We start from the raw sequence: 12,071 nt of genomic DNA, 5'->3' as shown, positions 1-12,071 counted from the left end.
CGCACCCCCGCTACGGCCGAACGACCCGCTTCACGTCGGCGGTTTCGGCCCGGCGGACGACGGCCCGGACGGGGTCCTGCGCCCCGGCGAGGTTGTTCGAGTCGCCGTCGAGGACGAGCAGGCGGGCCGGCGCGCCGGGTTCGACGACGCCGCCGTCGAGGCCGGCGATGGCTGCGCCGTTGCAGGTCGCCATCCGCAACACCTCGCGGGTCGGCAGGTCGTAGTACTTCGCGGTGAAGGCCATCTCGCGGAACATCGATGGGCCGTTGAGCATCACGTTGTCCGTGCCCAGCGCGACGGTGGTCCGTTCGGAGAGGGCCTCGATGGGGGGCAGCCCCACGTCAGTCACGAGGTTCGAGCGGGGGCAACAGACGACCGGAATCCCGCTGTCGGCGACGCGTTCGAGGTGGAGGTCCTCTGCGTGGACCATGTGGACGAGGAAGTCCGGGTCGAGGTCCAGCGCGGGGTTGATGTCGGAGGCGTCGACCTCGCCGGCGTGGATGCCGAAGAGCTTCCCGGCCTCGCGCGTGGCGGTCCGTTCGGCCCCGAACTCGCCGTCGTTGGCTCCGCTGGCTCCGAACCCGTCGGCCTCGTACATGGCGTCGACCGTCTCGCGGCCGAGTACCACCGGCTCGACGCCGGCGTCGGCCGCGGCCACGGCCTCGCGGATGGCCGCGACGCCGTCGACGCCGCCCTCGCGGAACTCCACGAGCGCGCCGGTGCCGGACTCGGCCATGTAGGCGATGGAGCGGGCCATCGCCGCGACGAGGTCAGAGCGGTCGGCCTCCCGGAGCAGACGGTGTTTCAGCCCGTCGGGCGGCGCGACGAGTTCTTCGAGCGAGAGTCCCTCGCCGGCCTCCTTGGCGATGGAGTCGCCGATGTGGGTGTGGGCGTTGACGAACGCGGGCAGGACGATGTCGTCGCTCGCGGCCGCCGTCTCCTCGATGTCGACTATCTCGCCGTCCTCGACGACCACGCGGCCCTCGACGGGGTCGAACTCGCGGCCGCGCAGGACGGTCCCTTCCAGAATCATGGTCGTGTTTGGACGCCTCGGTCAATTAAACTCGTCGAGGGTCGCGTGGATGCCCGGGCGAACGTCCCGGACCCGCGCGCCGTCGAGGTCCAGTCCCAGTTCGCGGATGGCCGCCTCGCCGACCCGCTCGCTCTCACCGTCGGGGGCGTAGACGCCGAGTCGCCACTGGTCGCGCTGGGCGGCCCGGATGGCGTTGACGAGCGTCGACTGCTCGCCCAGCCGCCGCACCTCGCCGTTGACGAGGACGCGGCTGCTGGATTCGGTCATCGACGGCTCCGCGGGCACGTCGAGGATGACCGCGTCGGGGTCGACGCTCGCGGCCTCGGCGATGTCGTGCTCCAGCGCCCGCACGTCCCGGTGGTCGGCGGCCAGCAGGTCGTCGGGGACCGCCGACCGCTCGGCCCACACCGCGCGCTTGTGGAGGTCCCGCTCGCTCAGTCGCCGGGCGTACTCCGCGGTCTCGTCACAGCGGCGTAGCCGAACCAGCAGGTCGCTGTCGTCCCAGCGGCGCAGGTCGTCGGCGGTGTAGTTGGTCGCCGCCAGCAGGCGCTCGCTGGCCCGCCGGAGCGTCGACTTAGCGATGCGGGCGACGTGGTGGGCGTAGACGGTGGGGTTCATCAGCGCCCGCGCCAGCAGGAGCGACTCGGCGGTCTGGACGTTCCCCTCGTCCAACACGAGGTCGCCGTCGACGAACCGGAGTTCCCGGACCAGTCGCTCGTGGTCGATGGTGCCGTAGGGGACGCCGGTGTGGTGGGCGTCCCGGACGAGGTAGTCCATCCGGTCCACGTCGAGTTCGCCCGAGACCAGTTGGCCCAGTTCGCCGTCGCCGGCTACGAGGTCGGCCACCCGGTCGGGGTTCAGGCCGTGGTCGGTCAGCACCCGCGCGACCGCCCCCTCGCCCAGCAGTTCGTGCACGTCGTCGTGGTACTTCCCCGTCTCCCGGTGGACCAGCGACTCGACGTTGTGGCTGTACGGCGAGTGGCCCACGTCGTGCAACAGCGCCGCCGCCCGGACCCGCTCGGCCTGCTGGCCCTCGATGCCGAGGTGGGAGAGCGCCCGGTCGGCGAGGTGGTACACCCCCAGCGAGTGCTCGAACCGGGTGTGGTTGGCCGAGGGGTAGACGAGCGTCACCGTCCCCAGTTGCGTGACGTGGCGGAGCCGCTGGATCGGCGGCGTGTCCAACAGGGCCTCGGCGACGCCCTCGACCGCGATGTGGTCGTGGACGCTGTCCTTGATGGTGGTCATCGGGTCGGGGTACGACGGCCCCCGGCAAAACGATTCGGCCGGTCGCCCGTCGTGGCGGTGTTCGGAGCCGGCGGCGTCAGTTCCGAGCCCACTCGACGGCCGCGTCAACGTCGCTGAAGCTCTCGACTTCGGCACCGGGAACGTCCACTCTCGCCTTGACCGCCATCGCCGTGGTGCCGTCGGCGACGAACCCGATTCTGTCGACGCCCGTGTACTCGCCGTTGTCCGACCACGCCTCGCCCATGTACTCCTGCGTGTCGCGGGGGAGATTCGTCTCGTCGCCGAACACCGCAAGCGTCGCGGTGATGTCGTCGCGGCTCCCCCGTTCCCGGTAGTGGTCGCTGGCCGCTTCGAGGGCCTCGTCGGCGAAACCCTGCCAGCCCTTCATGTACCAGATACCGACGCCGTCGCGCGTCTCGAAGTCCCACTCGTACTCGTCCGGATTCGGGAGTGAACCGATGGTGCCTGACATACACAGTGTCGTAGAGCGGCACTGGAAATGTCAGGAGTACCTAACAGTGTTGGTGTTCGACGAGAGCCGAGCGAGCGCCGGGGTCAGCGACGGGCCGAGCCGAGCCGTTCGAGCAGGTCCGCTGCCGTCGCGTTGCCGGCCTCGACGGCGTCGCGTGGCTCACGGCCCATCTCGGAGACGGTCTCGACGGCGCGTTCCGGGCCGTAGTCGCGGTTGTAGACGAGCCACGCCGCGAGTACCTGCCCGGTGCGACCGAGGCCGGCCAGACAGTGGACGACCACCGGCTCCTCGTCGGCGCGGGCCGTCACGAGGAACGGCAGAATCTCCTCTTGGAGGCGCTGTTCGGGGACGAGGTGGTGGTCGGGGACCGGCGCGTGCAGGACGCGCTCGGCTCCGAACGTCTCGCGGTAGCGGTCGAGGTTCGAACCGGCGGCGTCGAGTTGGCGGCCCGGCAGGAGACAGCAGACCCGTTCGATGCCTTCGTCCTGTACGAACGCCAGCCAGTCGTCGAGGGCCTCGTCGTGGCGCGCCACCGAGTGCCAACTCGGCGAGCACGCCCCGTAGACGTACGTTTCGTCGGGGGCAGCGGGGGCGAATCGGTGTGCGTTCGACGTGCGCATGACACCCATTAGCTGAGCGGAACGTTCGCACGGACTTAGGTGTGTCCGCTCAGTTCTCAGCAGTGATTCTCCACCGGATGGCGACTGGGGTCGACAGGGCCACGTTTATACCGCCCCTCCCCCCTACGTCGGCGTATGGTGACGTTCCTCGCCGGGGGCACCGGGACGCCGAAGCTACTCGCCGGTGCCGACGACGTGTTCCCGCCCGAGACGACGACGGTCGTCGCCAACACGGGCGACGACGTGGAACTGGGTGGACACCTCGTCTGTCCGGACCTCGACACGCTGTTGTTTCTCGGCGGCGGCGAACTCGACCGCGAGACGTGGTGGGGACTCGCCGACGACACCGCCGAGACCCACGCCGAACTCCGCCGACTCGCCGACGCCGCCGGACTGGCCGACGGCCCGCGGTACCTCCCCGACGACGCCCAGACCGCCGGTCGGGATATCGCCCGCTGGCGTCGCTTCTCCGGGGTCGCGGAGTTCATGCACATCGGTGACCGGGACCGCGCGGTCCACGTCATGCGGACCTCGCTGCTCGACGCGGGCCGCTCGCTGACAGAGGTCACGCGGACGCTCGCCGACGCCTTCGGCCTCGACCGGACGGTGCTGCCGATGAGCGACGACCCCGTGGCGACCATCGTCCACACCCCCGACGGGCCGATGCACTTTCAGGAGTGGTGGGTCGGCCGCGGCGGCGACCCCGAGGTGGTCGACGTGGAGTACCGCGGCGCGGCGCAGGCGGAGGCTACCGACGCGGTGCTTGCGGCGCTCTCGGAGCCGGTGGTGGTCGGTCCCTCGAACCCCGTCACGTCTATCGGACCGATGCTGGCCGTCGACGGCGTCGCCGCGGCCCTGCGGGAGACGCCGGCCGTCGCCGTCTCGCCGTTCGTCGAGGACCGGGTGTTCTCTGGGCCCGCGGCCGACCTGATGGCGGGTGTCGGCGACGACCCCAGCACGGCCGGCGTCGCCGCGGCCTACCCCTTCGCCGACGCCTTCGTCCTCGATACGGCCGACGGGACCGAACTCGACCGCCCGGTCGTCCGCACCGACACGACGCTCGACGACGCGGCCGACGCCGCCAGAGTGGCCCGCGCCGTCGACGAGGCGCTGACGGAGGTGGCCTGATGTTCGCGCCGCGGGTGGCGCTGGCGAGTCTCAGCGGCGCGTCCGACGCGGCGTGGGCCCGCGCGGCCGCCGACCATGTCGGCTGTGCCGTCCTCGGCGGCGTCGCGCTCGACGGACCGACCCGCGACGCCGCCCGCGAGATAGTCGCCCGCGACCGCTCGGAGTTCCTGCCCGACGACCCCGTCGCGTTCGTTGACGCGCAACTGGCCGCGCTCGCGGACGCGCCGCTCCGGCCGGCGGTCAACGTCCGTAGCGCCGGCACCGCGCCGGTGGCCCGCGCCGCGGCGGCGTGTGCCGACCACGGGGCCGTCCTCGAACTCAACGCCCACTGCCGGCAGGCCGAGATGTGCGCCGCCGGGGCCGGCGAGTCGCTGCTCCGGGACCCTGACCGCCTCCGCGAGCAGGTCGCGGCGGCGGCCGAGGCCGGCGCGCCGGTGTCTGTCAAGGTCCGGGCCGAAGTCGACGGCGTCGACCTCCCGGCGGTCGCCCGCGCCGTCGCCGACGCCGGGGCCGCGATGCTACACGTCGACGCGATGGACTCCGAGGCGGTCGTCGGCGACGTGGTCGACGCCGCGGACCTGTTCGTGGTCGCCAACAACGGCGTCCGCGGCCGCGAGACGGTCCGGGAGTACCTCGACCACGGGGCCGACGCGGTCAGCGTCGGGCGGCCCAGCGACGACCCGGCGGTCCTCGAACGCGTGCGCGAGGCGACCGACGCGTGGTTCGCGGAGGTGGCGTCGGCGTGAGCCGTTCCGTCGCGGAGAACGCCCAACTCGCGTTGCTCTTGGAGGTGACCGGCACGCCCAAACCGGGCAACGTCGACCGGGAACGCGAGTACGACGACCTGCGCTTCGAGCACTTCATGGCCGGCGCGGTCGGCGCGCGCCGCGGCCTCTCGCTGGCCGCCGACGGCGAGCGGGTCGGCCGGGCCTTCGAGCGGGGCGTCGCCGGCATGGCGACCCAGTCGGCCGGCAACACGCAGTTCGGCGCGCTGCTCACGCTGACGCCGCTGGTCGCCGCGGCCGCCGCGGGCGACCTCTCGCCCGACGGGGTCGCGTCGGTCGTCGCCGGGACTGGCGTCGCCGACGCGGCCGACTTCTACCGGGCGTTCGACCACGTCGACGTGGCCGTCGACGACCCGCCCGAGGGGATGGAGCCGCTGGACGTGCGCCGCGGGAGCGATGCCGTGCCGGCCCTCGAAGAGCGCGGGCTCTCCCTCGCAGACGTGATGGCCCGCAGCGCCGACGTGGACGGCGTCGCCGCCGAGTGGGTCGACGGGTTCCCGCGGGTGTTCGGGGCCGCCGACGCGGTTCTCGACGGGGACGGTCCCGTGGCCGACCGGGCCTCGCGGGCCTTTCTCGAACTGCTGGCCGACGAACCGGACACGTTCGTCGTCACGCGCAACGACCGCGAGACGGCCGAAGAAGTCCGGCGACGGGCACAGGCGGTACTCGACGGCGAGGAGCGCGCGGCCGACCTCGCCGCGGAACTGGTCGCCCGGGACGTGAACCCCGGGACGACGGCGGACCTCACCGCCGGCGCGCTGTTCGTCGCGCTCGAACGGGGGCTGACGGTGTGAGCGGCGACGCCTCCGGGCCGGCCGGCGACGGGGCCGACTGGCCGGTCGCCCTCGGTGGCGTCACCGAGTCCGTCGTCACGACGCTGGGACCCAACGACCGGTGGAACGCCGCGGCGCTCGGTCTCCGGGAACCCGACGACGGCCCCGTCACGGCGACGACGTGGGGACGGACCCGGACGTGGCGCAACTTCCGCGAGCGCGCCACGGGGTACGTCCAGTTCACGCGGGACCCCGTCGACTTCGTCGAGGCGGCGCTGTCGATACGCGAGGCCGACACGCCGGTACTCGACAGCGCCGACGCGTGGGTCCGGGTGTCCGTCGAGCGACTCGACCGCGACACGGACGGAGGGACCCAGCGGGTCGAGTGGGCGCTTCGGCCCGAGGAGGCGGCGGTCGAGCGCCGCGTCGTCCCGACGACCGACCGGGGCCACGCCGCCGTCGTCGAGGCCACCGTCGCGGCCTCGCGGCTGGACGTGCCGGCCTACGACACCGCGGCGTTGCTGGACCGGCTGTCGTACTTCGAGTCCGTCGTCGAGACGGCCGGCAGCGAGCGCGAGCGGGCCGCCTTCGAGCGAGTCCGCGAACTGGTCGACGCCGAGTGGTGAGGGCGGCACCGGCCCCAGCGGCGCGTGACCGGGCCGCCGACCGCGCGACGGCGAGACCGCCCCTGCCAACGGTTCGCGCCCGATTCCGAAGTCGAACCCTTTTTGAGCGCGACCGGAAAACACTCTCGTATGGCAATCAAGCCCGCCTACGTCAAGAAGACAGGGAAACTGCTGCTGGAGCGATACCCCGACGCGTTCGGTGGCGACTTCGAGCACAACAAGGACGTCGTCGACGAAGTGACCAACATCGAGTCCAAGGGCGTTCGCAACCGCATCGCCGGCTACGTCACGCGCAAGCGGAACAACGCCGTCGAAGCGTAACCCCGGTCTTTCTCTCTCTGCGCTCTCGCTCCGCGAGCGACCGGTCTCCCGGGGCCCGCCGGGCTCAGGGCTCCGGTTCGGCTCCGCTGCCGGACTGGCGGTTCCGGTGGACGATGCCCTGCATGTTCGCCGCGTTGGCGGCGATGTCCCGGAACGCCGCGCCGACCTCGCTGTCCTCGTCTAACACGAGCGGTTCGCCGCTGTCGCCGCCCTCCCGGACCGCCGGGTCGAGCGGAACTTCGCCGAGGAACGGCATCTCCGTCTCCTCGGCGAACTCGCGGCCGCCGCCGCTGCCGAAGATGTCGTGTTCGCCCCCGCAGTCCGGGCAGACGAACGTCGACATGTTCTCGACGATGCCCAGCACCGGCGTCTCGTGGCGGCCGAACATCCGCAGGCCCTTGCGGGCGTCGTCCAGCGCGACCTGCTGAGGCGTGGTGACGATGACCGCGCCCGAGACGGGCACCCGCTGGAGCATCGTCAGTTGCGTGTCGCCGGTCCCCGGCGGCAGGTCGACGACCATGTAGTCCAGCCCGCCCCAGAGTACGTCCTCCCACAGTTGGGTGAGGACGTTGTCGACCATCGGCCCGCGGAAGATGACCGGGTCGTCGTCGCCGACGAGGAAGTCCATGCTCATCAGCTTCATCCCGTACTTCTCGACCGGGACGATCTCCTCGTCCTCGGTCGCCCGGGGCTGTTCGTCCGCGCCGAGCATCCGCGGGACGTTCGGGCCGTACACGTCGGCGTCGAACAGGCCGACACGCGCGCCCAGTTGGGCCAGCCCGGCCGCGAGGTTGACCGCGACGGTGGACTTGCCGACGCCGCCTTTCCCGGAGGCGACGGCGATGATGTTCTTGACCTTCGGAAGCGGGTCCTCGTCGGTCGTGACGCCGCGGTCGACGCTGGCCGAGAGGTCGACCGCGCGGTCGAGGTCCGCGAGCGCCTCGCGGACCTCGTTCGCCATCGCCGTCTCCGTCGGCGAGTAGGGCGCACCGAGCGCGAGGTCGATGCGTATCTCGTCGTCCGTCACCTCGACGCTGTTTACCAGCCCCAGCGAGACGATGTCGTCCCCGAGGTCCGGGTCCTCGACGGCCTCGAGTCGCGCGCGTACGTCGTCCTCGTCCATGCCACGGCGTAGGCCCGGGAACGGCGATAAGGATTGTGACCCGCGGGGAGACGGGTCGGCGGCCGTCCGGCCCCGCCGCTCTCGCCGCTCTGTGGCGGTATGCACACGCGTCACGCGGGGCGACCCTTCCGTTGCGTTTAAATACGACCCCGGAATACTGACGAACAGACTCGTGTAGGGGGACCCGCCCCCGAGTCCGCGTGCTGCGGGCGCGAGTATCAACAGAACGCGTGTCGTGGTAGCCAAGCCTGGCCCAAGGCGCAGGGTTGCTAACTCTGTGGCGTACAGCCTCCGGGGTTCGAATCCCCGCCACGACGCTCACCCCACAACCACACATGAGTGCAGAAGACCCCAACGCGGGCGACGACGCGGATGCCGAAGAAGAGGAGGACATCCGCTACTTCGTCCGTATCGGACAGACCGACCTCGACGGCACGAAGTCCGTCGAGCGAGCACTGACAGAACTGAACGGTATCGGCCACCGCGCCGCCCGCATCATCACCCAGCAGGCAGATGTGGACCGCCGCGCGGTCTTCGGCAAACTCGACGACGACGTCATCGACAACGTCGTCGAGCACGTCGAGAACTTCGCCGACGAGGTGCCCGAGTGGATGGCGAACCACCAGAAGGACTACTTCTCCGGTGAGACCACTCACGAGACCGGCAACGACCTCCAACTCACCCGCCGGCAGGACATCAACCGCATGAAGATGATCGACTCCTACCGCGGTGTCCGCCACAAGCGCGGCCAGAAGGTCCGCGGCCAGCGGACGAAGTCCACGGGTCGTACCGAGGGGACCATCGGCGTCAACGTCGAGGCGATCAAGGAAGAGCAGGCCGAGGAGGCCGCCGCGGAGGATGACGAATAATGGCACTCGGCTCTAACACCAAGTTCTACGAGACGCCGAACCACCCGTTCCAAGGCGAGCGAATCGCCGACGAGAGCAACCTGCTCGGCCGCTACGGCCTGAAGAACAAGGAAGAGCTCTGGCGCGCCCAGTCCGAGCTTCGTGGCTACCGCCGCGAGGCCCGGAAGCTGCTCGGCCAGACCGCCGACACGGACGAGGCCGACGAGTTCCTCGCCCGTCTCAAGCGCTACGGCATCCTCAACGAGCAGGACACGCTCGACGACGTCCTGTCGCTGGACGTGACCGACGTACTGGAGCGCCGTCTCCAGACGGTCGTCTACCGCAAGGGCTACGCGAACACGCCCGAGCAGGCCCGGCAGTTCATCGTCCACGGCCACATCGAACTCGACGGCCAGCGCGTCACGCGCCCGTCGATGAAGGTCGAGGACGCCGTCGGCGGCACCGTCGGCTTCGACGAGAACAGCTCGCTGTCGGACGAACTGCACCCCGAACGCGCGGAGGCCCAAGAATGAGCGAGGAAGTAGACGACATCTGGGGCATCGCCCACGTGCACGCATCGTTCAACAACACCATCATCACCATCACCGACCAGACTGGCGCGGAGACGCTCGCCAAGAGCTCCGGCGGGACGGTCGTCAAGCAGAACCGCGACGAGGCGTCGCCGTACGCCGCCATGCAGATGGCCGAGGTCGTCGCGGAGAAGGCCAAGGACCGCGGCGTCGAAGGCGTCGACGTCCGCGTCCGCGGCCCCGGCGGCAATCAGCAGACCTCGCCCGGGCCGGGCGCGCAGGCGACGATTCGCGCGCTGGCCCGTGCCGGGCTCGAAATCGGCCGTATCGAGGACGTCACGCCGACGCCCCACGACGGCACCCGCGCACCCAAGAACTCCGGGTTCTAACACATGACACAGGACTACGAGGTTGAGTTCGTCGACCGCGACGAACGCGAGGCACGCGTGCTCGTCCGGGGCATCACGCCCGCGTTCGCCAACGGCATCCGCCGGGCGATGGTCGCCGACGTGCCGACGTTCAGCGTCGACACTGTCCGCGTCATCGAGAACACCAGCGTGATGTTCAACGAGCAGATCGGCCTCCGATTGGGGCTGGTCCCGCTCACGACCGACCTCGACGACTTCGAGGTCGGCGACGAGGTCACGCTGTCGCTCTCGGTCGACGGCCCGGAAACGGCCTACTCGGGCGACCTCGTCGCCTCGGACCCGATGGTCGAACCCGCCGACGACAACATCCCCATCATCGACCTGAAGGAGGGCCAGCGCCTCGAAGTCGAGGCCGACGCCGTCCTCGATACGGGGAAAGAACACGCCAAACATCAGGGCGGCGTGGGCGTCGGCTACCGACACCTCCAGCGCGTGGAGGTCGTCGGCGACCGCGGCGAGTTCGAGGACGAGGAGCCCCGGATTCTCCGTGGCGTCATCGAGGAGCAGGCGGCCGACCACGCGGTCGGCGACGCGGCGGACGGCGACCTCGTCCCGACCGAGACCTTCGACAACGACCTCAGCCAGCGCTACCCCGGCAAGGAGGTCGAGGTCACGGACGTGGCGAACGCCTTCGTGTTCCACGTCGAGACCGACGGTTCGGTCACGGCCGACGAACTGGTCCTGCGCGCCATCGAGACGCTGCGGTCGCGCGCGAGCGAGCTGAAAGACGCGGTTCAACTGTAACGACAGATGCCCCGAAACACCCATCCGGCACCGATGACCGCCCGCCCCCCGAGCGCGAGGACCGAAAGGGGTTTTACGGGGCACGGAAAACGACACAACGCGAGCAGGGATAGCCAAGTTTGGCCAACGGCGCAGCGTTCAGGGCGCTGTCCCGTAGGGGTCCGCAGGTTCAAATCCTGCTCCCTGCACTTTTCCTACAAAGGAGGAACGCTATGAGCAAGACGAACCCGAGACTCAGTAGTCTCATCGCCGACCTGAAGTCGGCCGCCCGCGACGCGGGCGGCAACGTCTGGGGCGACGTCGCCGAGCGGCTGGAAAAGCCCCGGCGCACCCACGCGGAAGTCAACCTCGGCCGCATCGAGCGGTACGCCGAGGAGGACGAGACCGTGGTCGTACCCGGCAAGGTGCTCGGTTCCGGCGTCCTGCAGAAGGACGTCACCGTCGCCGCCGTCGACTTCTCCGGCACCGCCGAGACGAAGATAGAACAGGTCGGAGAGACTGTATCGCTAGAACAGGCAATCGAGAACAATCCGGACGGCTCCCACGTACGGGTGATTCGATGAGCGTCGCAGAGATAGACGCCGACGTCGTCGTCGACGCCCGCGACTGCATCATGGGCCGTGTCGCCTCCGAGGTCGCCGAGAAGGCTCTCGACGGCGAGACGGTCGCCGTGGTCAACGCCGAGCGGGCCGTCATCACCGGCCGCGACGAGCAGGTCAAGGCCAAGTACAAGAAGCGCGTCGACATCGGGAACGACAACGGGTACTTCTACCCCAAGCGGCCCGACGGCATCGTCAAGCGTGCCATCCGCGGCATGCTGCCCCACAAGAAGTCCCGTGGCCGCGAGGCCTTCGAGAACATCCGCGTCTACGTCGGGAACCCCTACGACGAGGCGGAGGTTCTGGAGGGCACGTCGCTCGACCGACTGTCGAACATCAAGTTCGTCACGCTGGACGAAATCAGCGAGCACCTCGGAGCGAACAAGACATGGTAACGAACACGTCTGGCAAGAAGAAGACCGCCGTCGCCCGCGCCACTATCCACGAGGGCGAAGGGCGCGTGCGCATCGACTCCCAGCCCGTCGAACTGGTCGAACCGGAACTGGCCCAGCTGAAGATGCTGGAGCCGTTCCGCATCGCGGAGGCCGACCTCCGCGACGACATCGACGTGGAAGTCAGCGTCGAGGGCGGGGGCGTCATGGGGCAGGCCGACGCGGCCCGCACCGCCATCGCCCGCGGCCTCGTGGACTTCACGAACGACGCGGAGCTACGCGACGCGTTCATGGAGTTCGACCGCTCGCTGCTGGTCAACGACGTTCGCCAGTCCGAACCGAAGAAGTGGGGCGGCCCCGGCGCTCGGGCCCGCTACCAGAAGTCCTACCGCTGAGGTGAGAGA

17 protein-coding genes and 2 tRNA genes are annotated in these 12,071 nt (G+C 70.1%); 14 read left to right on the top strand and 5 right to left on the bottom strand.

The window, feature by feature from the left end:
• Positions 1-10: 10 nt before the first annotated feature.
• The 4 genes from ACV7JO_RS07760 to ACV7JO_RS07745 form a co-directional block, all read right to left on the bottom strand.
• Positions 11-1,033: an amidohydrolase family protein gene (locus tag ACV7JO_RS07760; RefSeq protein WP_470352833.1), complete on the bottom strand. Its 1,023-nt coding sequence runs from the start codon at positions 1,031-1,033 to the stop codon at positions 11-13.
• A gap of 21 nt (positions 1,034-1,054) precedes the next feature.
• Positions 1,055-2,278, bottom strand: a complete 1,224-nt coding sequence (locus ACV7JO_RS07755; protein ID WP_470352832.1) for an HD domain-containing protein — start codon at positions 2,276-2,278, stop codon at positions 1,055-1,057.
• A 76-nt stretch (positions 2,279-2,354) separates the two neighbouring features.
• Positions 2,355-2,750, bottom strand: coding sequence for a hypothetical protein (locus tag ACV7JO_RS07750; protein ID WP_470352831.1), 396 nt, complete (start codon positions 2,748-2,750; stop codon positions 2,355-2,357).
• Positions 2,751-2,833: 83 nt separating this feature from the next.
• On the bottom strand, positions 2,834-3,370 hold the full coding sequence (locus ACV7JO_RS07745) for a protein-tyrosine phosphatase family protein (protein WP_470355759.1): 537 nt from the start codon (positions 3,368-3,370) through the stop codon (positions 2,834-2,836).
• Between the two features lie 135 nt (positions 3,371-3,505).
• Here ACV7JO_RS07745 and cofD point away from each other — a divergent pair, with 135 nt between their 5' ends.
• The 5 genes from cofD to ACV7JO_RS07720 all read left to right on the top strand — a co-directional run bounded on the left by cofD (position 3,506) and on the right by ACV7JO_RS07720 (position 7,003).
• A complete protein-coding gene (gene cofD, locus ACV7JO_RS07740; protein ID WP_470352830.1) occupies positions 3,506-4,498 on the top strand; it encodes a 2-phospho-L-lactate transferase in 993 nt (330 codons plus the stop codon).
• Entirely contained in the window at positions 4,498-5,244 is a 747-nt protein-coding gene (locus ACV7JO_RS07735; protein WP_470352829.1) for a tRNA-dihydrouridine synthase, read from the top strand. The genes cofD and ACV7JO_RS07735 overlap by 1 nt, the downstream gene beginning before the upstream one ends.
• On the top strand, positions 5,217-6,077 hold the full coding sequence (locus tag ACV7JO_RS07730) for a triphosphoribosyl-dephospho-CoA synthase (protein WP_470352828.1): 861 nt from the start codon (positions 5,217-5,219) through the stop codon (positions 6,075-6,077). Before ACV7JO_RS07735 ends, ACV7JO_RS07730 begins: the two co-directional genes overlap by 28 nt.
• On the top strand, positions 6,074-6,682 hold the full coding sequence (locus ACV7JO_RS07725) for a DUF447 domain-containing protein (RefSeq protein ID WP_470352827.1): 609 nt from the start codon (positions 6,074-6,076) through the stop codon (positions 6,680-6,682). Before ACV7JO_RS07730 ends, ACV7JO_RS07725 begins: the two co-directional genes overlap by 4 nt.
• A 129-nt stretch (positions 6,683-6,811) precedes the next feature.
• Positions 6,812-7,003 carry a 30S ribosomal protein S17e gene (locus ACV7JO_RS07720; RefSeq protein WP_470352826.1) on the top strand — a complete coding sequence of 64 codons (192 nt, stop codon included), beginning with the start codon at positions 6,812-6,814 and terminating at the stop codon, positions 7,001-7,003.
• 64 nt (positions 7,004-7,067) lie between these two features.
• Here ACV7JO_RS07720 and ACV7JO_RS07715 read toward each other — a convergent pair whose 3' ends face one another.
• A complete protein-coding gene (locus tag ACV7JO_RS07715; RefSeq protein WP_470352825.1) occupies positions 7,068-8,126 on the bottom strand; it encodes an Mrp/NBP35 family ATP-binding protein in 1,059 nt (352 codons plus the stop codon).
• A gap of 232 nt (positions 8,127-8,358) precedes the next feature.
• Between ACV7JO_RS07715 and ACV7JO_RS07710 the strand changes: the two genes are divergently transcribed.
• The 9 genes from ACV7JO_RS07710 to ACV7JO_RS07670 all read left to right on the top strand — a co-directional run bounded on the left by ACV7JO_RS07710 (position 8,359) and on the right by ACV7JO_RS07670 (position 12,062).
• Positions 8,359-8,443, top strand: a tRNA-Ser gene (locus ACV7JO_RS07710).
• Positions 8,444-8,461: 18 nt separating this feature from the next.
• Positions 8,462-8,995 carry a 30S ribosomal protein S13 gene (locus ACV7JO_RS07705; RefSeq protein ID WP_470352824.1) on the top strand — a complete coding sequence of 178 codons (534 nt, stop codon included), beginning with the start codon at positions 8,462-8,464 and terminating at the stop codon, positions 8,993-8,995.
• Positions 8,995-9,507: a 30S ribosomal protein S4 gene (locus tag ACV7JO_RS07700; protein WP_470352823.1), complete on the top strand. Its 513-nt coding sequence runs from the start codon at positions 8,995-8,997 to the stop codon at positions 9,505-9,507. The genes ACV7JO_RS07705 and ACV7JO_RS07700 overlap by 1 nt, the downstream gene beginning before the upstream one ends.
• A complete protein-coding gene (locus tag ACV7JO_RS07695) occupies positions 9,504-9,893 on the top strand; it encodes a 30S ribosomal protein S11 (RefSeq protein ID WP_470352822.1) in 390 nt (129 codons plus the stop codon). Before ACV7JO_RS07700 ends, ACV7JO_RS07695 begins: the two co-directional genes overlap by 4 nt.
• A 3-nt stretch (positions 9,894-9,896) precedes the next feature.
• Positions 9,897-10,676 (top strand): DNA-directed RNA polymerase subunit D, encoded by a 780-nt coding sequence (locus ACV7JO_RS07690; protein WP_470352821.1) that lies wholly within the window; start codon positions 9,897-9,899, stop codon positions 10,674-10,676.
• Positions 10,677-10,779: 103 nt separating this feature from the next.
• A tRNA-Leu gene (locus tag ACV7JO_RS07685) sits at positions 10,780-10,864 on the top strand.
• A 24-nt stretch (positions 10,865-10,888) separates the two neighbouring features.
• The gene (locus ACV7JO_RS07680) at positions 10,889-11,239 is read left to right on the top strand and encodes a 50S ribosomal protein L18e (protein WP_470352820.1); all 351 of its coding nucleotides are present in this window, start codon (positions 10,889-10,891) and stop codon (positions 11,237-11,239) included.
• Positions 11,236-11,670 carry a 50S ribosomal protein L13 gene (locus tag ACV7JO_RS07675; protein WP_470352819.1) on the top strand — a complete coding sequence of 145 codons (435 nt, stop codon included), beginning with the start codon at positions 11,236-11,238 and terminating at the stop codon, positions 11,668-11,670. Before ACV7JO_RS07680 ends, ACV7JO_RS07675 begins: the two co-directional genes overlap by 4 nt.
• On the top strand, positions 11,664-12,062 hold the full coding sequence (locus tag ACV7JO_RS07670; protein ID WP_470352818.1) for a 30S ribosomal protein S9: 399 nt from the start codon (positions 11,664-11,666) through the stop codon (positions 12,060-12,062). Before ACV7JO_RS07675 ends, ACV7JO_RS07670 begins: the two co-directional genes overlap by 7 nt.
• Positions 12,063-12,071 lie beyond the last annotated feature (9 nt).

It is taken from the genome of Haloarcula sp. MBLA0138 (assembly GCF_055632455.1).
The sequence above is the reverse complement of the archived record's forward strand: the minus strand, read 5'-3'. Positions and strand labels throughout refer to the sequence as shown.